Here is a 20,499-nt window from a genome sequence, read left to right as displayed (position 1 = left end):
CGTTACTGACATTATGAAATAAAGGCAAGATAATTCGTTATCTTGCCTTTATTTTTTGTAGCTCTTTAAAATTGATTTAGCGGATAGTTTTAGGCATAAACACTAGCGAAGTAGCACGCGTCGCAGTGGTGTTTTCTCGATTCCAACAACCAACCCGAAGCTCAACAATACGGTACCAAAAAATACCGTAACGTCTTTTGCCAATTCCGTAATGCCTAAAACTCCGCAGACATTGAACAACACGATAATGATCAGCAGATGGCTGACGTAGATACCCAGCATGCGATTTGAAATGGCGCGAACCCAAGCGTAGTTACCCATGTTTGGATTTGCTAAAAGCCACATGAACACGCCCATTCCCCACAGCGCCGTGCCAAACAAGAAATCATTCATGTTGAATCCGACGTCGAACGTGGTGAGCCATGCCGCCTCAGCAAAGTGAATCAACATGCCTAACGCTAATAGCCCCAACGCTTTAGTTGATGACACCTTCCATTGATTCTGACGAATAAGGAAACCTAAGGTCACCATTAACGTGCTAAAGAACGGGCCATTACGCGTGAAGAAGGGTGCTTCTAACCCGGTTAGCGTTGCGTAGCTGCCTGCCAAAACACCATAAACGTAAAGTACAATAGCCGCCGGTAATAGCAGTTTGTCGAGTTTCATTTCGATTATCAAAGCAATGATCAAAACGGCACATACGAGAGCGGGAATAAACCATAAATGAACCAATCCACCCTCTAAGAAAGAGTTAAGCGGAGTGTTCATTAAGAAACCCCAATAGCCTTGGCGCTCACCTAGGTATCCAAACTCTTCTACCTTCGCGAGGTTGAATGGCATCACTAGGCAAATGATGCTCCATACCAACCAAACCTTAAGCAGTGGTTTAGAGTAATTAATGACGGTTTGCCACGGGGAGGCAGTCAACTTGGGCTGAATAAGATAACCGGAGATTAGGAAAAACAGAGGTACCGCAAAACGAGCGGTTTGGTTGAGTACATAACCGATCCAAGGTACTTCATCTATTTGCCAATAAGTGAGTGCCATTTGACCGTGTAAACCAATGATCGCCAAGATAGCAATCACTCGGCCTAACTCGATACTGGCGATGTGTTGTGAAGGCGTATGTTGAACGGAAGACATATCAGATCTCTTAGTAAAATTTTTACGAAATCTAGCAGTCTTTATGCCCAACCAGTTAGTCCTAAATCAAGGCTTATGACCTTTGTTTCAAGGCTTGTGTCGGTTTTTTGAAGCCTGTCGCAGCTATATTAAATCCATTGCAGTAAGTACAAAAATACCGAGTGTACAAGTGATAAGAGAAACAACAGTAGTAAGCGCGATGATGTTAGCCGCCAGTGTTGAGTTTCCTCCCATCGCACGAGCCATAACGTAGCTTGCCGCTGCCGTTGGTGCCGCGCTCATCAAGAAGATAAGCCCGAGATCGAGCCCTTCAAATCCTAAGTACCCAGCCGCCAGTGTAATCAGTAACGGTGAGGCAATTAACTTGTAGCTAGAGGCGAACCACGTCGACAATTTTTCTTGTTTGAGTGAGCTGATATCCAGCGACCCACCAGTACACAGCAGAGCCAAAGGTAACGTCATGTTGGCAAAGTATTGGCCAGCGTCAGTGACCATTTTGGGGATAGGAATCGAAAGTGCATAGAAGACGACCGCTAAGAAAATAGCGATGATCAATGGGTTTTTGGTAATCGACTTGGCGATTACTTTAATCGCTTTCGCGCCTGTGTCTTCGCCTTTGGGTGTCAGTGCAATCACGGCTTGAATGTTATACAGCACGGTTAGAGATGCGACATAGATTGCCGCCAATGCCACGCCTTGGTTGCCATAGATATTAGCCACATAGGCGAGGCCGATGATCGCGGTATTAGCGCGAAATCCACCTTGGACAATCACACCTTGATCTTTCGAACCTTTAAATACTAACTTGGTCGAGAAAATCGTGAACAAGAAAAAGACAAAGTTAGCGATGACGCCAAAGGCAACTAACGCGCTACTGGCTGAAAAGTTGTGATTCGATTGAACAATACTCAGAAATAGCATTGCGGGCAGGGTGACTTGAAATACCACCTTAGATGCGACATCAATGAAATTGTCATTGATTAAGCCGATTCGCTTGAGCATCACACCAAGAAACAGCATTAAACAGATAGGGCCTGTTACCGACGCCGAAAACGCAAACTGTTCCCAAAGTGTGTTCATTGTTTTTCCTTTGTTAGCCGATTTCAATTTCCTTTGAATATTGTCGCATTTTTCCACAATTCTTTGATAATACAAAATGAATACCAAGGGTTAAGTAAAAAATCTTGAAAAAAAGAACGAACGTGCTAAAAATAATGTATCAGATTTATTATTGGTGAATAATGAGCAAGGGAAAGATAACCAAAGAGTATATTTTGAGCCATGCATTCGCGCTTGCGAGTGAGAATGGGCTTGAGAGTTTGACGATTGGCGAGTTAGCCAAGCAGTGTGGCATGTCTAAGAGTGGCTTGTTTGCACACTTCAACTCTAAAGAGAACCTGCAACTCTCTGTACTCGAGTATTCCAACGCTATATTCACCGAAAGAGTCATCATTCCCGCAAGAGAGCTGGGTGATGGTGATATTGAAGCGAAATTGAAGCAGCTGCTCGATAACTGGCTGGGTTGGAACCATTCGTTCCAAGGCAGTTGCATGTTTATTGATGCATGGAAAGATGCGGGCAGTGAAACGTCTGTGATTCAGAAAGCACTGCAGAAAACGATTTCAGTGTGGATTGATTACTTGACGATTCAGGTAGCAAAAGCGGTTGAGAGCAAACAGTTCAGAGCCGATTTAGATCCTAAACAGGCTACCTTTGAGTTATACGGCCTCTACTTGAGTGCGAACTTGTTCTACTCGTTGCGAGGCCAACAAGCGAGCCATACCCATTTTTGGAGTGGCGTACAGCGCTTAATCGCTAGTTGGAAAGCGGTTTAACTCGCCAAGTCATTTAGTTCGCAAAGCATGTGACTTTGTTTCACTAAGGTTTGCAAAAGATTTTAGAGAAGTGGCGACAAGCAAGCATAAAAAGCGCTATCGCCATTTTTTACACCAACAAATAGCACGGTCGTTCGGTTTTTTAGGACCGAGCTCGATCCGCCAATGATGATGGCGATACAAGGAACGGTCATGAGTGACAAAATCTACTTTAATACATCGAACAAATTCAGCTTCAAGCGCAGCTTAATTGGCGCAACAACCAATCTTCATTACATCCTAGCGCCGAGTCATGCGAAGAAAACAGCACGTAAGCTGCTGCTCACTCCAATGCGTACTGAGCAAAAAAATGCTGATCCCCAAGGGCTTATCAAGAGTGAAATTGAAGGTCGTGATGGCGTTCTAAAAACCTATTCTTTAGGTACGGGGCCTGTTTGGGTGCTGACTCATGGTTGGTCTGGCACCGCGAGTCAGTTTTTCCCTCTGATGGAACATATTGCTGCTAAAGGTTTTACGGCTCTGGCTTACGATCATCCTGCTCATGGTGGCAGCGATGGTGTACATGGTCATATTCCTGCGTTTGTGAACGGTCTTGAAGCCATTCTAGATTCGGTGGGGGAAGTGGCAGGTTTGGTCGGTCATAGTATGGGGACGGCTTCTGCGTTGGAATGTAAGCACGTTAAATTGGAAAATAAACCACTATTGCTGATTGCGCCTGTACTGGATTATCTAGAAAACCTATTTGGCAGCGTTGCGCGTTCTGGCTACTCAATGAAACTGTTTGAGGCGGTAGTCGGAGAAGTCGAAGAGCAGTTTAACTACCCAATTCAGTCTGTTGATCCCTATGGAAAGCTAGCGCTTCGTGAGTCTCAGACGATCATCGTTCATGACGAGCAAGACAAGTTTACTAAGTTTGATGTGTCTCAGCGTGCTGCTAATGAAATGGGTCGCGTTACTTTAATTGCGACTCAAGGACAGGGCCACGGGCGAGTAATGAAGTGCCCACAAGTATTCGAGAGCTTTGATAACTTGATTGGCTAAGTCCAACGATCGTAAGTCAGTAGGACGCCAGTAAAAAGATCGTAAGCTCAAAGGTCAGAAAACATAAATAAAAAGGCCAACCAGACATTATCTGGTTGGCCTTTGTTTTAGGGATTTAGTTGATGCTTAGTCAGTATTTAACTAAGCACTACTTTTAGTTAGCAGCTTGCTGGGCCGATCTCTTTCCACACGCCCCATTGGCCTGTCGTTGTTGGATCTTCACCGGTTGTCCACCATTTCGCTTCCCAAATCTTACCGCCTTGAGTCACTTGGTCGCCACCAGTGTAAACCGCGCCTGAATCCCAAGCGTTAGTACACGTACCGCCGCCTGTGGTTTTCTTAAGAACTTTCACTGAAGTAGCCGCAACCGATGTATCAGTGCCATCGCTGACCGTTACAGAGAAGTTCAGCGTTGTATCTTGCGTGTATTCCGCCGCGACAAAGCTCACTGAAGAACCTTGAACCGTTGCATCGATACCAGCAGGTACATCCCACGTGAAGGTCAATGTGTCTTGGTCTGAATCGCTTGAAGCCGAAGCATCAACCACGACTACATCACCTGCATTCACTTCAGCCGGAGCCGTAACCACAGCAACTGGTGCTGTATTGACTGGGCCTGTGTCTTTAGGAGTTACCGTTACAACAACGGTGTCAGTTGCAGTAGCGCCTTCGTTATCAGTTACCGTTAGGCTGAACGTGAGTGCTTCTTGTTGCGCGACTTCAACCACATCGAAGCTTGCAACAGCCGCATTAGCGTTCGCCAGCGTTACTGCCGTACCGCTTACTTGTGACCAAGCGTAGCTCGCAATTGTGCCGTCGCTGTCTTTTGAAGCGCTGCCATCTAGAGAAACAAAAGCTGGGCCTTCAACGGATTGGTCTGCGCCTGCGGCTGCCGTTGGTTTGCGGTTGACAGGATCTGTTGTACCGCCCGCTAGGCCTTCATGCATTGCATTCAGAATGTCGCCGTTATCTGCATCAATTTCCCAAGAGAATAGACCCGCAAGGCCAAGGCTACGAACGTACGCGCCTTTTGCTTTTACCGAGCGGTCGTCATCAAATGTGATTAGCTGACCTGAAGTGCGGTTCCAAACGTAAGGTGCTTCTGCCAATTCGTCGTAGCCATATTCGAAGCCGTTGATGCCTTGGTTATTCGCACCAAGCATGTTCGCTTTAATGCCTTTGTAATCAATAACGCCATCTTCCCATACGCCTTGCGCAGAGCTACCTTTCAGTTTGCCGTTACCTACGCCAGTCATAGGATCGCTAGGATCTGAAAGTGATGATGGTAATACGCCTTCCCAACCACGACCGTACATCGCTATACCAACCACAAGTTTGTTCGCTGGAACACCTTGCTCAAGCAACAATTGGATGCCGTTGTCTGTGGTGTAAGCTGGGCCTGTGTACTGTTCGCCATTTTCATCAATGCCTGTGCCATCACATTGACCAGGACGCATGAAGTTACCGCAGTTGAGCGCAGTTTGGTGACCTAACACGTTGTTCCAACCGCCGTAGAAGTCGTAAGTCATTGCGAAGATGTAATCCATGTATTGGATAGCATCGCCGTAGTCCACGTCTTCAATCTTATCGTGACCAACACCGATCGCTGATGTTAGCTCGTAAGTACGGCCGTTCTCGGCTTCTAGCTCATCTAACATCACGCGCAGCTCTGCCATCAATGCAATGTAAGCTGGGCCATCATTTACAGGATCGCCAAGGTCTGGAGCAGCACCGCCTCCACCAGGGAATTCCCAATCGATATCCACACCGTCGTAGAATTTCCATGTGTTTAAGAATTTCTTAACAGACGCTACAAAGGTGTCACGGTTGGCTTTGGTTGTGAAATCAAAGAACGGGTCAGACAGCGTCCAGCCACCAATAGATGGGATGATCTTCAAATCAGGATTACGCTGTTTGAGCGCCATCATCATTGCGTAGTTACCCTTGATAGGTGAGCTGTATTCGTGTCCCGCTTGAGGGAAACTCTTCTGGAATGCCGCCCAAGGGTCATGAATTACCACTTCGTAATCGTTAACACCCTGACAAGCTGTCATGAGTGCGTTGTAGCTATTACCGCCTACTGATTTAACTGATTCGTTCGGACCACAAATTGGGATGAAGCCATAAAGGATATGGGTCAAGTTGTCAGCGGGTAGGTTATCAACGGTGTAATCACGACCGTAAATACCCCACTCAACAAAGTAAGTACCGACTACCGTGTTTGGATCTGTGTTGTACGACTTGTTGTTCGGATCCACATTCATCGCAAGTGGCGCTAAGTGTGAGCCATCGGTATCAGCGATAGTGATTTGAGCCGGTGCGCTCTTGCTACAACCTGTTTCATCACACGCTTCGATTTCCATCTCAAATAAGCCGCCTTGGCCGTATTCGAAAGAAGCTGTGGTTTGGCTGCCAGTGATTGGGCCGGTGGCCACTTTAACGCCATCAAAGTAGATGTTGTACGTGTTTCCTGACGTTCCGCTCCATTGGTTGAACTTAACGTCGACCTTCGCTTGGTCGTGATATTTCACCATCTGGTTGTAGCCAGAGGTGGTTTCCATCGCGAGTTCAATTTTAGAAAATTGCAGGTTGTTGGAACCGTACATGTCGATGCTAGGTGCTGTTGGAGCAGCTAATGCTGTACCAGATAGCGCTAGAGCAATGCTTGCAGCACAGGTATTTATACGAATCATACTATTTCTCTCATTCCTTGAAGATTACGAGAACCAATTGGCCCCATAAACGGCTCCAATCAGTTTTGAAGGAGCTTCCCAGTCAGTATTCGAGAGAGTTTTAATTTCATAACTGAAAATAAATCCGTTTTCGATGGACAACTAAAAAATTGTATATTGTTACAATTCTGTTGCTTAATGAATGAGAGGCTGAGTCCATGTTTTATAAAATAAAACATCCTTCAGTAGGAAAATCTCACAAGTGAAAATTCACGACATGAAGTTATGAAAAGGTGCGACAAACTATAAGAAAATACTGTGAATCGAAGCAGAATCACAAAGTGAAGTATGTTGAGCAAGTGTGTTCGATCGACGAGCAAACTTGAAGACGAATGCTTATGGCAGTATGGATAAGAGGGTTATCTTTTGAATTGCTCAGCTAAGGAAGCACGTCGTTGTTGCATGACACTATGGGTATCACCAGTCGCAGTATCTTCGTAGCCTTCTTTAATAAATTGCTGAGATGGTACGCTTGGCTCTAATCGCTTCAAGCGAGGCGAATCGTAAGTACCACTGATGGTGTAAACGGTGGTTCCAGAGCCAGTGTTGATCGTGACGATCTTCCCGTCAAAATCGAATGAGGTAGTGATAAGACGATGATTCATCATCACACCGTTCTCTGAAAGTGTCAGGATATCGGTGTTGTAAGGTGGCGCCGCAATCTCTATCCATGTGCCATAGACGTTGCTTGGGCTGACAGATTGCTGGTGGGCTTGGTAAGCAAAATAGCCGGCGGTGAGGGCAACCATAAAGCCAGCTAATAGGAAGCTGTAGAGTAACGAGTTGGCAAATAGATCTCTGCTTTTAGTCGGCTTTTTTGCCATTATCTCTTCATTTTTCGACTGATATTGTTTTAGATTCTATTAACTAAAACCTTAGTTTGCAAAAATTGTTCTAAGAGTTAGAAGCAGGATCGAATGTTCTAATAAATGTGGTTGCGTTAGTGATTTTTAGCCTTGCTCCTCATTATTTACGTTATCAATGAAAGCGAATTCCAGAAATGCTTAAGCTATGCGTATTTATTTCTTGTAGGAAAGTCTCGAATTGGTTAAAACAATTATCACCTAAATTTACGCATAGGCTTACTCGGTGAGCTCAATAATTGCAATTTGAAGATAACAAGGAAGTACAATGATTAAAGAAAACACATACTTTGAAGGTGGCGTTAAGTCGTTAGCGTTTAACCAGTCTGGTGCTGATGTGAGTGTTGGTGTAATGGCAGCTGGTGAGTACACGTTTGGTACTGCGGCTCCAGAAAAGATGACCGTTGTTAAAGGTGCTTTGATTGTAAAGCGCGTTGGCGATGATGACTGGACGACATATCAATCTGGTGAGTCTTTTGATGTTGCAGGTGACTCTTCATTCGACCTACAAGTAAAAGAAGCGACGGCTTACCTGTGTGAGTACTTGTAATTAGATCTAAATTTGTTCAACCAGGGCATCGTTTGCCTCTGATTGAATAGAAAAAAACCACGCTCTAGGAGCGTGGTTAAATAAGTGATAGTAACCGGCAGTGGATAGTGTCACTTGTTTTTGTAGTCATCAAATGGATAACCAAATCGTTGTTCGTTGCAAAATATCTTCAATCTTCAATCTTCAATCTTTTAAGCGCTAAGCCAAGACATCAGTAAGTCTCAAACACACCGTTGTTGTAGTCTTGAATTGTCTGTTCAATCTCTTCCATCGAGTTCATGACAAACGGACCATAGTGCACTACAGGTTCATTAATCGGTTCACCAGAAAAAATCAGTACCCCTGAATCTTCCAAGCTACCCAAAGACAGCAAGTCAGCTTTGGTGAGCAGGGCAAGTTGACCTTGGTTGATCACTTTGTCGCCGATCTTAATACTACCCTTGTACACGTAAGTCATGGCATTGTGATTAACATTAGTCCCTAACGTGACTTTTTGCCCAGAATGAGAGCGCCAATCCGCAACGCTTAATGGCACACCTGTTTTCTGTAATGGCCCCTGCGCTCGTAAAGCCTCTGCATCATCGTCAGTTTGGTTGTACAGTTCAAACCCTCCGGCAATCACTCTTAACAAACCACTTTGTTCACTTTGACGCTCTGCGATGCTTTCACTTTGGAAATCGTGATACTGCGCTGGCTGCATTTTGTGTGTCGCAGGTTGGTTTATCCAAATCTGAAAACCATGCAGCGCACCTTCTTCCATCATTGGCATTTCGCTATGAATGACACCACGGCCTGCGGCCATCCATTGAGCGCCACCGCTGCGTAGCTCTCCAACATTCCCCATATGGTCTTTGTGTTGGAAGTGACCCTGGAGCATGTAAGTGAGCGTTTCTATCCCACGGTGAGGATGTGGAGGAAAGCCGCCAACATAGTCTTTGCTTTCATCCGACTTAAGTTCATCAATCATTAAAAATGGAGAGAAACGTGCGTTATTAAAACCTGCGAGTCGTTGGATTTTGACGCCATCACCATCTGAGGTGGCATGTGCTGTAATCACATGATCTACTGCTCTTACATTCGTCATTTTGAAACCCTCATAAACTTGAATAGCTGTAGTTTATGTAATTTGATTTAAAAAGAAGATGGCACAGCGTTGAGTGACTTATTCGAAAATCTTGAACAGGTCACAATATGAAATTATGTCTATACTCAATAGAGAGTATATCGCCAAGGAGGCCGCTATGGCAGTTCAGCAAAAACATGGCGAAAGGCATGGTCGGATGGGTTTTGATAACGACTTTACAACGGAGCAAAGCCAGCGCTTTACAGAGGTTGCAAACAGTGCCGTTAAACGCCGCGTGAAAAAGCGTGAGATTGAGGCACCGTTTATTCAGTCAGCTAAGCAAGCTGCTTTTAAAACCGTGGTGAGGCGACCTAAAGGGAATAACCCAAACCGAACACGTCAAGTCATATGGATTATTATGATCGGGTTAGTGAGCCTTTGGCTTATGTACTTTGCAGGTTAGCAGCGCCACTCAGTTATAGGAATGGCTAGCGTTGGCGCGTTTTTAATAGCGTAACATTGTTCCCTTCGATCTTCGCTTCAAAGCAATCTTCAAGTTCAGATGAATCCGGTGCTGAGCTAACAAGGCTCGTTGGTAGTTCTTCTATCAAGGTCGATACTGGGTTGTCGTGATAATAAGCGTAGCGGTTTTTTCCTGAATGCTTGGCCACATACATCGCTTTATCAGCACATCTCGTCAGCTCATGTAATTCTTGTGCATCTTGCGGATACAAAGAAACCCCAACACTGAGCGTCAACTCCTTGATTCTCTCGTTTGTTTGGCAGCCGCTTTCGAACAGCCCGCAAATCCTATCTAGAATGCCGTCTAGATCTTTACGAGTTGGCACATCGTAGAGCATCAGAACAAACTCGTCTCCAGCAAAGCGCGCGATGGAATAATCGTATTCATGGCTTTTTCTGTCTCTGGTTCGAATGTTGTTGCTCAAGCGATTGGCAAAATGCTGTAAGACACTGTCTCCCACATCGTGCCCGTAGCTGTCGTTAATGCCTTTAAAGTCATCTATATCCAAAAAGACCAATGCCGTAAGTGACCGCTCACTATCGACTGTAGCTAGTTTTTCTGTCGCCCAGCGTTCAAAGCTCCAACGGTTTGCCAAGCCAGTTAACTGATCTCTGTAAGCGAGATCTTCAATGCCTTCTTTATACAGGCGTTGAATATAACTGACGGCTTTTGTGTAGTAATAGGCGGATGTGTGGCACACCAAGCTCATGGTAAATAAGCTAAGGACAAATCTGTGTGTGCTGTTAAATGGCAAAGAAAAGTTGTTAGGCATTGCTGTAATCAAGGTGCTGATGAACAGACAAAATGAGGTGCTGAAGATAATGCCAATTCTGAAATCATTAATGAAAATGACCGCGGCCAGAATTGGGTAGAGCCAAAGTATGCGGTCGGGGATGGCGTGACTGTACAAGAATAGGATAACGCCTTGGACTAGAAGAACACCACTCAGAATCAATTCGGAATACTCAGGATTGATGACTTTTCTTACATATAAAGCGTTAGAGATGGCAATGATGGCGAAGCACAATTCGAACATTGACAGCGTGTAATGCTGGCCTTGGAAGTAGGCCCAAGTATAGAAAATAAATAACGCAGCGGCAGTCAGTGAAAAGGAGTGGACAATTTTTTGCTTGCGGGTGGATCGTATGTCCGCCATTTCTTCTAGGTGCCTGCCGACGAGCCTTTTCATGTGATTTGTGCCAAAGTTTTTGATAATGGTGTTAATAGTAGATTAAATAATAGTCATTGCGGAGTGTTAGTCGTCTTTTTAGTGTGACTACTATCAAGGTTTCATATTAAATCGATGTGACTCATAATAATTGTTGATGCGTGTCACTGAAGGTGCAGAGTTTTCTGATGACGAGCGAGGTACTTGGAGCGATTTGAATATTATCTACTTGCTTTCCAGTGAGTTACTCCACATAGTTTGTAAACGACCAAAATTAAGAAAGGCTCATTATGTTAATTACCTTTAGTTGTAAAGCTCATGCTAGCGTCACGATGTTTGGTGAAGTTGGCCTTCAGTTCATCAAGATGCTTGGGCATAGCGGCTCCATCCCAGGCGCTATGGATGCTTCAGAGGTTCCTCAAGCTCTGGATAATCTACGTGCTGCGATTGCAGCAGAGCAGAGCAAGCCCGTAGAGCAAGAAAATACTGATAACGACAATGAAGAAGAGGTGGTTGAAGCACCTGTTAATATCGGTAGCCGAGCGTTCCCACTGGTTGAATTATTAAAGGCCGCCATCAAGGATGAGTGCGAAGTGATGTGGGAAGACGGTAGCGGCAAGCGACTATAGTACTTTAAATAACAAGTCGTGGGGGTTTGGTTAGCTTTGCTTACTTTATTCGACTGTTTTTACTTTGCTAAAGCACACGAAAATGGACCGGGTGCAAACCCTAGTAAGAACGTGAAGTGAGGCACATGAAAAAGCCAACAGCTAACGCTGCTGGCTTTTCAGGATACTGTCAACGTATGTTAGGACGAGACATCTTTATAGAACGTTTTTCTAGCTAACTGCTGTTGTTTTTATTTAGTGTATCTGGCGTTTAATGAGCGTGTACCGCTGAATCTTGGTATAGCTCTGCATCAACTTCTTCGCCTTTATTTGGACGCGGTACAATCTCAAAAGAGGTGTCAGCTTCTGTCAGTGAAGACAGCAGTTTGTTAAGTGATGTCTTATCACCTTTCACGCCTGCTTGTCCGTCTTCTAACAGTTTTCCAAGGTTTGTTTTCTTAAGCACGATGTCAGACACGTCAGACTTATTGATGATCAGTGTCGTATCGGCGTCTTGTAGCTCGTTCACTTGAATGTTGTTCAGGTTACCGTTAGACATTTCAACGTAGTAGAACTCTTGCACATCTGGTAGCTGAATATTTAACGTAAATGGTGTTTCTTGCGCTTTTAGCGAATCCACTTTTACGGCTAAGTAATCGAGTAGGTTTTCAATGGTCATATTCGCCAACACATCCGGAGATGCAGTCTTTGGTGCGCCCGGTTGTGTGCCAATGCGAAGCTCTTGTGCGCCGGTTAGGTAGATGTTTCTCCAACCTGCACCTTCTGATTGATAACCCAATTGCTCATAAGTATCTGCCAATAAGCCACGTGCAACTTTGTTCTCTGGCTCAGCTTGAATCACCTTATTCAGTGCTGTTGCAACGAAGCGGTATTCACCTTCTTGGAAGTCTTGTTGTGCTTTCTCAATCACAGCATCGCTGCCGCCCATGTACTCAACAAACTTCACCGATTCTGGCTTGATTGGTAATGGGTTTAGGTTGGCTGGGTTCATGTCGAAGTAACCAAGGTACATGTTGTACACAGCGCGAGCGTTGTGAGAGTAAGTGCCGTGGTAACCGTTGGTGTGCCAAGACTGTTGAATGCTGTCTGGCATTACCTTGTAAATCTCGTCACCGATGTCTTGCAGAACCACACCATTGTTGGCTAAGCGAAGCGTTTGGTTATGAGTAAAACCGTAAGCGTCACGCTGCATTTTTAGGTAATCAGAGATCTCTTGTTCGCCCCAAATTGGCGATGAGTGAGACGCAAACAGCACCTCTGTATCTTCGCCCCAAGTGACTAACATCTCGTTGATCTTCTTCGACCATTTCAAGCCGTCACGTACTTTAGCGCCACGCAGCGTGTACAGGTTATGCATGCCTTGGTAGGTCAGTTCGCCAGTCCAAAGTGCTTTCATGCTCGGAATATACGTCACCATTTCAGAGGCCGCTTCGGTACCTGAAGCATCCATGAATTGCATTTCTAGGCCGTCGATAACCAGAGTTTCAATCTCTTCGTTATGGTTCAGCTCGTAGTCTGGCAGTACGTAAGTAATGCTACCGGTTGATAGGCCTTTCGACAGTGCCGCATCAACAATACCGTGTTCGTGACGGTTCAGGGTTGCGCCATATTGATAAGCGGTACGACGAGACATTGCGTTACCCGCCAATACGTTTTCGTCGACGATTTCTTTAGTAATGTTTTTCGAACCGTACACTTTTACATCTGGGTATGCGTCTTTGATTGCTCTTGCGCCACCAAAGTGATCAGCGTGCGAGTGAGAGTAAATCATTGCAACGACGGGCAGTTCGCCGCCATCAGGCACATTGTTCTTGAAGAATTTTAGTGATTTAGCAGCCGCTTCTTTGGTAAGAAGTACGTCGTAAGCGATCCAACCGTTGTCACTACGAATGAAAGAGATAGACGCTAAGTCAGCACCTCGAACTTGGTAAACTTTACCCGGAACAACTTCATATAAGCCTTCTGCTGCTTGGTTCAATACCGCTTGGCGCCACAGTGAAGGGTTTACTGAATCTGGTGCTTGGTCTGCATTCGTCACACTTGGGTCGATAAAGTTAAAGCTATTGCGAATGATGTCGCCCGTCTCTTGGTCGAAGCTAGCAATAAGACCCTTGTTGTTATTGTCGAAAGCGCGAGTGTCGGCAAAGTTAAGTGTTTTTGCGAACTCTTGGTTTGCCTTGGTCGTCATCTCGGTTGCGCTTTTGCCACCTTGGTCGCCAATTTCGCTGAAGTGTGCGTGGTCATGGTTAGCTGCAACTGCAGGGAATGCGAGCGAGATAGCTAGGAATAGTGATGCATTTTTGAACGTGCGTGAAGTCGTCATAAGAGCCTCTTCATTTCAGAATTTTGTTTCGTTGAGGCGATTATAGGAATAAGACATATAGCAAAAAATAAAGTAAGCTTTATTTAATACATCACGATTGGCTATGTATTGAGTCATACAATGGTTGGGGAACGAACACGAATCCTGACCTATGATTGATTAAGACCACATTGACAGGGAGAGTAACGGTGAGCGACGTGGAAAAGTTGGATTTAAATCTATTGAGCGTGTTCTTAGAAGTGTATCGATTAAAGTCGATCACGCTTGCATCAGAATCGCTTGGTATGACTCAGCCTGGGGTTAGCGGGGCATTGAAGCGATTGCAATCTCAGCTTGATACCGACCTGTTTATTCGTGAAGGGCGTGGGATTATTCCGACTAACGCTGCGGTGCAATTGGCAGACCGAGTAGAGCCTGCTCTAGAAGGGATAAGCAGCGCAGTAAGCACTTTAAAGACATTTGATAATCAGCAGCATCATGTGTTTCGTATCCTGGTGAATGAGATCGGTTTAACCAAGCTTCAACCCCTTGTCGAGCAAGATGAGACGTTGGGCAATATCTCGATTGAATTCAATATGGTCCCGAACAACGAAGAAGAATTATTGCAAGGCTTGAGCATGCAACAAGCTGATTTAGCGATTGATATCCATTACCCGCAAGTTAACGGCTACATGAAGCAGCCTGTGATTGAGGATGCACTCGTATTGATAGCTCGAAAGGGGCATCCTAGAATCAATGGTTCAGTGACTGAAGAGCAATATTACAACGAAAAGCATGTTACTTTTAGAATGCGTCGAACCCGTTTATATACGGCAGATTATTTTACCAAGTCACCACTGAAACAGAGAAAAGTGAGTGCAGAGTGTGACTCACTGATGACCATGTGTGTGCTGGTATCGGGCTCAGATTGTGTTGGCAGTACGTCGCGTGATTTTGCCAATCAATTTTCTGAACCTTTCCAGCTTCAAGTCCTTGATCAGCCGTTTGAAATCTTACCGATGCAGCAATACATGATCTGGCATAAGAGAACCGATTTGAATCCTGCTCATCAGTGGTTGAGAAACAAGATTCAACAATACATGGCTGATTAACGAGCCGCTCTTGCTGCTCGTTTTTGTTTGGCGCTCTCTATCATCTTAGAAGGCGTCATACCGGTTACTAACATGGTACCGGTAATAACCAGAACCGATCCGAAAATAGTATTAAGGCCAATCGCTTCGTCTAAGAAAAGGTTGCCCCATAAGATGCCAAACACTGGAATCAAAAAGGTAACAGACAGAGCCGAAGGCGCACCCAATTCAGAAACGAGATTGAAGTAAAGCAAGTAAGCAAGGCCAGTACACACGGCGCCTAATAAGATCACCGATGTGGTGATGGTTAGATCCGGAGCCTCTCTTATCGGCATAAAAAAGACAAACGGCAATACGATTAAGACCGCCGCCCACATGCTGCCATGTGCATTATTGAATGCCTCAACTTTAGGTGCTTGTTTGGTATAGTTTGATGCTATTCCGTAGCTAAAGGCAGCCATCACCGCAGCTAAAATAGGAAGTACAGCCTCATGGCCAATGTTTATTGCATCCCAACCAACGAGTACTCCTACTCCCGCTACCCCAATCCCAAGTCCTAATAGAACTCGCGCCTCGAGTGCTGTTTTAGTCCATACCGCACCAATGATTGCTGCCCATATTGGCGCGGTAGAGTTCAAGATGGCGAGTGTCGAGGCGTTCAGTGTCTGCGCGGCATAAGCGAACAGTAAAAAGGGAACTGCGGTATTAAACAACCCAAGAATAAAGAAGTGTTTAGCATGTGAATTGAACGACAACTTCTTTCTTAAGTAGATAGCGACCAATAATAGAGTGATGGCAGCAAACAGCACTCGCGCTTCAATCAACACCGCAGGGCCCAATGGATTAGCGGCAATTCTCATGAACAGAAACGAACCACCCCATATTGCAGCGAGAGTTATTAATTTTAGAAAGTTCACGGCTTATATCTCAGAATGTGTAAAACCCGACTATGGAGGAAAGATAACTATTACACAAACATAGATACCAATACTGTGCAGTTATGGACATAAGTTTGAGTCGTTAAACAGGAACATCTTCGATGAATTTCGTTCTGTTTATTGATCCTGATTTGATGAGTAATCTAACGTTAGACATCAAACTTAGGTGAACAAAATGAAGATTGAACACATCGCAATTTGGACCAAACAACTCGAAGTACTGAAGCGATTTTACGAAGACTATTTCGGCGCGACATCGAACTCAAAATATCACAACCCAACCAAAGGTTTTTCTTCATACTTCCTCTCATTTGAGACTGGAAGCCGCCTAGAGATCATGGAAATGGACTCGGTGCCTGAATCAAAAGATGACATCTATGATCAGTTTACAGGCTTTGTTCATATGGCGATTTCACTCGGGTCGGAAAAAGCGGTCGATGCACTCACTCAACGCTTGGTTGAAGATGGCTATGAGCGCTTAGATGGCCCAAGAAGAACAGGCGATGGCTATTATGAGAGCTGTGTGCTCGATCCTGATGGTAATCGCTTGGAACTTACCGTTTAATGTAGAGACTTAATTGAGTTACTCATCTACTAACGGAACTGAGGTATGACAATGATGAAGCTTGCTGTGACTTTCCTTTTTAGTCTTGGGCTTATGGGATGTACTACCTCAGAACCGGTGTATGAGCAGGAGACGGACTCGAAACCTGAACCATCACAACCTATAGGTTACCTCGGTTTTAAAGCTCACCAAGAGTGGGCCATTAAGTTTAATGACTGTACCGTTTATGATTTAACCGGCGCACAGCCTTACCAATGGTTTGATCGTACTTCAGCCTCTGTGAGCTGTTATACGTTCAAGCCAAACGATGCCATCGAGCCATTATCAGTCTATGCCGACGCAAACTTCGACAGTAATAAGCTAACCCCGATTAACCACTTTCAAGAGCTGCAGGTATCAGAGTCAGGTTGGGGCAAGTTTCCTGCCGTCTATGAGGCAAACGGCACCAATTGGCTGAAAGTCAAAGAGGGTTGGATTCACCTCACACTAGCCGATCAGACACTCGTCCAGTTCTATCCTGGAAGCCAAGACCAATCTGGCAAATCGCAGCATGATCAGTATTTTGAGCAGCATTGATCGTAATGCAGGCTTTTGATTAGTCTGTAGTTCGATCAAAAAAGATCTTTTACTTATTGCTGAAACCGGTTTCAATCTGTATCTTTGCTTTTAATTGAAATCGGTTTCAGAGTTGTGAGCGCAGCTCTAATCCTGGTCTTTTTCACGAATAACTTGTAGCGAGTAATGGTATGAACAACGAATTTCCGAACGATTTTTTATGGGGTGGTGCGGTTGCAGCACATCAGTTAGAAGGCGGCTGGGATGTGAATGGTAAAGGTGTCAGTGTTGTTGATGTATTAACAGCGGGCGCTCATGGTGTACAACGTCGAATCACCGATGGCGTGATTGATGGCGAAAACTATCCAAACCAAGTCGCAGTGGATTTCTACCATCGCTACAAAGAAGACATTAAGTTACTCGCTGAGATGGGTTTTAAGTGTTTCCGTACCAGTATCGCTTGGACGCGTATTTTCCCAAATGGCGATGAAGCTGAGCCGTGTGAAGCGGGTTTAGCATTTTACGATGATCTGTTTGATGAGCTGTTGAAATACGACATTCAGCCTGTGGTCACACTGAGCCACTTTGAAATGCCTTACCACCTAGCCAAAGAATACGGCGGCTGGATGAACCGCAAAGTGATCGACTTCTTCGTTAAGTATTCAACTACGGTGATGGAGCGATACCAGCACAAAGTAAAATACTGGATGACGTTTAACGAGATCAACAACCAGATGAACACTTCGGCAGACATCTTCGGTTGGCTGTGCTCTGGCGTGAAGTTTCCACAATGCGAAAAGCCGCAAGAGGCGATGTATCAAGCGGTTCACCACCAGTTTGTTGCCAGTGCTTTGGTGGTTAAGAAAGGTCACGAGATTAATCCAGACCTTCAAATCGGCGCAATGTGTGCGATGGTGCCTTTCTACCCTCGTTCTTCAAAGCCAGAAGACATCATGGTGGCGCAGCAAGCGATGCGTTACCGTTATTTCTTCTCGGACGTAATGGTGCGTGGTCATTACCCAAATTACGCTAAGCGTGACTGGACAATCAAAGGCTTCAACATTGAGATGCAGCCTGAAGATGAGCAGATCCTAAAAGAAGGCAAGGCCGATTACTTAGGCTTTAGTTACTACATGTCGAATACCTTGGATTCTTCTTCTCACCAATCGACTGAAGAAGCGATGGACGGCGGTCATGAAAACTCGGTCGATAACCCGTTTATCCAGTCTAGCGATTGGGGCTGGCCAATTGACCCAACGGGTTTACGTTTCTGTTTAGCGTCTCTGTATGAACGTTATGAAGTGCCATTGTTCATCGTTGAGAACGGTTTTGGCGCTGTTGATACCATTGAAGAAGATGGCAGCATTAATGACGACTACCGCATCGCTTACCTTGGCGACCACATCAAAGAGATGAAAAAAGCCGTTGCGATTGATGGTGTTGATTTGATGGGGTATACACCTTGGGGCTGTATCGATTTAGTGTCGTTCACCACAGGCGAGATGAAAAAACGCTACGGATTCATTTACGTAGATAAACACAACGATCAATCTGGCTCACTAGAACGCAAACGCAAGAAGTCGTTCGAGTGGTATAAAGGCGTGATTGCATCTAACGGTGCCACTATTTAGAATGCATTCCCCAGCGCAGTTAGTGAACTGTGAGCTGTCATTTTGCAATGAATTAGTCGGCCTATGTCGGCTAATTTTTTATAAAGGAAAAGAAGCGAATGGTAACCATGCTTGATGTCGCAAACCGCGCAGGCGTATCTAAATCGACCGTTTCTCGTGTCTTAAATGGCAAGAACATCGTGCGCCCAGATGTGGTGAAAAAGGTATTTGATGCGATTCAAGAAACAGGTTATCGCCCGAACTTGTTGGCCCAGCAATTGGCGACCAAGAAGACCAATTTCATCGGCTTTGTAATCACCAATGAGTTGTTCAATGGCCCTTACTTTTCTTCCTTGATGTATCACGCGGCTTCTTATAGCGAAAAGTCGAATCACCAGCTGGTGATCACCGATGGCAAACACAGCGCTGAAGACGAAAGAAAGGCGATCAACTTCCTGCTGGATATGAAGTGCGCGGGCATCATCATCTATCCGCAATGCTTAACCGAAAGCGAGATTGCAAAGATCATCGAAAGCACTGACACACCGATTTTATTGCTCAACCGAGAAATGCCGTCGAAGCCTAATCATGCCATTACCACCGACCATTATCAGAGCGCTTGTTTGATGGTTGAACACATCATCGAGCAAGGCCATACAGACATTGCAGTGATTCGAGGAAAAGCCGGTTCTTCGACCGATGAGCTGCGTTACCAAGCCTATCAAGATGTGCTAACTAAACATGGTATTGCATTGGATGAGGCCAAAGTTGTTCAAGGTGATTGGACGATGGAGAGCGGTTATCACGCGGCTCAGGCTCTGGTAAAAAGCAAAGTAACATTCACTGCTATCTTGTCGGAAAACGATGACATGGCGATAGGTGCGATTAAGGCGTTAACCGAACTTGGGTATTCATTACCTCAAGATGTTTCTATCGTTGGTTTTGATAACAGCAAAGTGGGGGCGTTTTTAACGCCAAGCTTAACGTCTGTTAGTGTGCCATTAGAGCAAATGACGCAAAAGGCGATCCTCCAAATTGTCGGTGAAACAGAGCAAGCGACCACCATCAAAACCACTGGCAGTTTGGTGTTACGTGATTCGATAGCGAAGCTAAATTAGCACTGATCGAATTTCATATTTCACCTACAAAAAGTGACGAGCTGCGCATCTCTTAAACTAAGCTCAAACACTCCTTATTCACCGTTATTTAGATGTGCGATATTGCGTTTTTGGTCGATGAATTGACCAGCATTAGTTAAGTAATGTGAAACTAGATCAGTAATATGAAAATAACTAATTGATGTGAGAACAGGTAAGTAACGTGAAAACAGAAAAACAAAAAATGCTAGCAGGTGAGCCTTATCAGGCTTGGGATAAAGAGCTTTATGCCGCTCGTATCGAATGTCGCAAGGTGCTTCAAAAACTCAATAACAGTATTCCTGACACATCGGAATGGGAAGCAGCAACGCAAGAGCTCATTCCGGGCTGTGAAAATGCACATTTAGAACCTCCATTTCGTTGTGATTACGGCTCGAACATCAAGCTGGGCAAGAACTTCTACGCTAACTTTAACTGTGTGATTTTGGATGTGGCTGAAGTGACCATTGGCGACAATGTGCTGCTTGGCCCGAATGTTCAAATCCTGACTGCAGGTCACCCACTCGATGTGAAAGGCCGTGTAGAAGAAGGCGTTGAGTTTGGCACACCGATTAATGTTGGCGACAATGTTTGGCTTGGCGGTGGTGTAATCATCTGCCCCGGTGTCACCATTGGCGAAAACAGCGTGATTGGCGCAGGCAGTGTGGTGACCAAAGACATCCCAGCCAATGTGGTTGCCGTCGGTAATCCATGTAAAGTGCTGAAATCGATCGATAACGAGTAAACTCGTCGAT

19 protein-coding genes are annotated in these 20,499 nt (G+C 45.1%); 11 read left to right on the top strand and 8 right to left on the bottom strand.

What is annotated here, in order from left to right; all coding sequences use genetic code 11:
* Positions 1–102 precede the first annotated feature (102 nt).
* Positions 103–1,143, bottom strand: a complete 1,041-nt coding sequence (locus AB6E85_RS19810; protein WP_372143849.1) for an acyltransferase — start codon at positions 1,141–1,143, stop codon at positions 103–105.
* A 123-nt stretch (positions 1,144–1,266) separates the two neighbouring features.
* Entirely contained in the window at positions 1,267–2,223 is a 957-nt protein-coding gene (locus tag AB6E85_RS19805) for an AEC family transporter (protein WP_048610304.1), read from the bottom strand.
* Positions 2,224–2,384: 161 nt separating this feature from the next.
* On the opposite strand from AB6E85_RS19805, the gene AB6E85_RS19800 reads away from it, so the two are divergent.
* Positions 2,385–2,978, top strand: a complete 594-nt coding sequence (locus AB6E85_RS19800) for a TetR/AcrR family transcriptional regulator (protein WP_065676404.1) — start codon at positions 2,385–2,387, stop codon at positions 2,976–2,978.
* Positions 2,979–3,170: 192 nt separating this feature from the next.
* Entirely contained in the window at positions 3,171–4,019 is an 849-nt protein-coding gene (locus AB6E85_RS19795; protein ID WP_048610017.1) for an alpha/beta hydrolase, read from the top strand.
* Positions 4,020–4,177: 158 nt separating this feature from the next.
* On the opposite strand, the gene AB6E85_RS19790 is transcribed toward AB6E85_RS19795, so the two are convergent.
* The gene (locus AB6E85_RS19790; RefSeq protein WP_372143847.1) at positions 4,178–6,712 is read right to left on the bottom strand and encodes a glycosyl hydrolase family 18 protein; all 2,535 of its coding nucleotides are present in this window, start codon (positions 6,710–6,712) and stop codon (positions 4,178–4,180) included.
* A 398-nt stretch (positions 6,713–7,110) separates the two neighbouring features.
* A complete protein-coding gene (locus AB6E85_RS19785; protein ID WP_372143845.1) occupies positions 7,111–7,575 on the bottom strand; it encodes a DUF2850 domain-containing protein in 465 nt (154 codons plus the stop codon).
* Between the two features lie 307 nt (positions 7,576–7,882).
* Here AB6E85_RS19785 and AB6E85_RS19780 point away from each other — a divergent pair, with 307 nt between their 5' ends.
* Positions 7,883–8,164, top strand: coding sequence for a pyrimidine/purine nucleoside phosphorylase (locus AB6E85_RS19780; RefSeq protein ID WP_017057600.1), 282 nt, complete (start codon positions 7,883–7,885; stop codon positions 8,162–8,164).
* Between the two features lie 211 nt (positions 8,165–8,375).
* On the opposite strand, the gene AB6E85_RS19775 is transcribed toward AB6E85_RS19780, so the two are convergent.
* Positions 8,376–9,248 carry a pirin family protein gene (locus AB6E85_RS19775; protein WP_372143843.1) on the bottom strand — a complete coding sequence of 291 codons (873 nt, stop codon included), beginning with the start codon at positions 9,246–9,248 and terminating at the stop codon, positions 8,376–8,378.
* Positions 9,249–9,405: 157 nt separating this feature from the next.
* Between AB6E85_RS19775 and AB6E85_RS19770 the strand changes: the two genes are divergently transcribed.
* Positions 9,406–9,690, top strand: a complete 285-nt coding sequence (locus tag AB6E85_RS19770; protein ID WP_048610314.1) for a hypothetical protein — start codon at positions 9,406–9,408, stop codon at positions 9,688–9,690.
* A 25-nt stretch (positions 9,691–9,715) separates the two neighbouring features.
* On the opposite strand, the gene AB6E85_RS19765 is transcribed toward AB6E85_RS19770, so the two are convergent.
* Positions 9,716–10,906, bottom strand: a complete 1,191-nt coding sequence (locus AB6E85_RS19765) for a GGDEF domain-containing protein (protein WP_372143911.1) — start codon at positions 10,904–10,906, stop codon at positions 9,716–9,718.
* A 302-nt stretch (positions 10,907–11,208) separates the two neighbouring features.
* On the opposite strand from AB6E85_RS19765, the gene AB6E85_RS19760 reads away from it, so the two are divergent.
* The gene (locus AB6E85_RS19760) at positions 11,209–11,547 is read left to right on the top strand and encodes a DUF1840 domain-containing protein (protein WP_372143841.1); all 339 of its coding nucleotides are present in this window, start codon (positions 11,209–11,211) and stop codon (positions 11,545–11,547) included.
* 250 nt (positions 11,548–11,797) lie between these two features.
* Here the strand turns inward: AB6E85_RS19760 and AB6E85_RS19755 are convergent, their stop codons facing one another.
* The gene (locus AB6E85_RS19755; RefSeq protein WP_372143839.1) at positions 11,798–13,870 is read right to left on the bottom strand and encodes an alkyl/aryl-sulfatase; all 2,073 of its coding nucleotides are present in this window, start codon (positions 13,868–13,870) and stop codon (positions 11,798–11,800) included.
* Positions 13,871–14,058: 188 nt separating this feature from the next.
* On the opposite strand from AB6E85_RS19755, the gene AB6E85_RS19750 reads away from it, so the two are divergent.
* Entirely contained in the window at positions 14,059–14,961 is a 903-nt protein-coding gene (locus AB6E85_RS19750; RefSeq protein ID WP_048609931.1) for a LysR family transcriptional regulator, read from the top strand.
* On the opposite strand, the gene AB6E85_RS19745 is transcribed toward AB6E85_RS19750, so the two are convergent.
* Positions 14,958–15,857 carry a DMT family transporter gene (locus AB6E85_RS19745; RefSeq protein ID WP_372143837.1) on the bottom strand — a complete coding sequence of 300 codons (900 nt, stop codon included), beginning with the start codon at positions 15,855–15,857 and terminating at the stop codon, positions 14,958–14,960. The two genes, AB6E85_RS19750 and AB6E85_RS19745, sit on opposite strands and share 4 nt — an antisense overlap.
* A 196-nt stretch (positions 15,858–16,053) precedes the next feature.
* Between AB6E85_RS19745 and AB6E85_RS19740 the strand changes: the two genes are divergently transcribed.
* From AB6E85_RS19740 to AB6E85_RS19720, 5 genes are all read left to right on the top strand, one after another.
* Entirely contained in the window at positions 16,054–16,443 is a 390-nt protein-coding gene (locus AB6E85_RS19740) for a VOC family protein (protein WP_061037880.1), read from the top strand.
* 51 nt (positions 16,444–16,494) lie between these two features.
* Positions 16,495–17,019 (top strand): hypothetical protein, encoded by a 525-nt coding sequence (locus tag AB6E85_RS19735; protein ID WP_372143909.1) that lies wholly within the window; start codon positions 16,495–16,497, stop codon positions 17,017–17,019.
* Positions 17,020–17,189: 170 nt separating this feature from the next.
* Positions 17,190–18,629, top strand: coding sequence for a 6-phospho-beta-glucosidase (locus tag AB6E85_RS19730; protein WP_372143835.1), 1,440 nt, complete (start codon positions 17,190–17,192; stop codon positions 18,627–18,629).
* 98 nt (positions 18,630–18,727) lie between these two features.
* Complete coding sequence (locus AB6E85_RS19725; protein ID WP_372143833.1) at positions 18,728–19,726, top strand: LacI family DNA-binding transcriptional regulator; 999 nt, start codon at positions 18,728–18,730, stop codon at positions 19,724–19,726.
* Between the two features lie 202 nt (positions 19,727–19,928).
* Positions 19,929–20,489 (top strand): sugar O-acetyltransferase, encoded by a 561-nt coding sequence (locus AB6E85_RS19720; protein WP_372143831.1) that lies wholly within the window; start codon positions 19,929–19,931, stop codon positions 20,487–20,489.
* Positions 20,490–20,499: the final 10 nt, after the last annotated feature.

The organism is Vibrio sp. 10N.247.311.51, from assembly GCF_041467855.1.
In the GTDB taxonomy this organism is placed as follows: domain Bacteria; phylum Pseudomonadota; class Gammaproteobacteria; order Enterobacterales; family Vibrionaceae; genus Vibrio; species Vibrio coralliirubri.
This window is presented reverse-complemented; position numbering and strand designations above follow the sequence as displayed.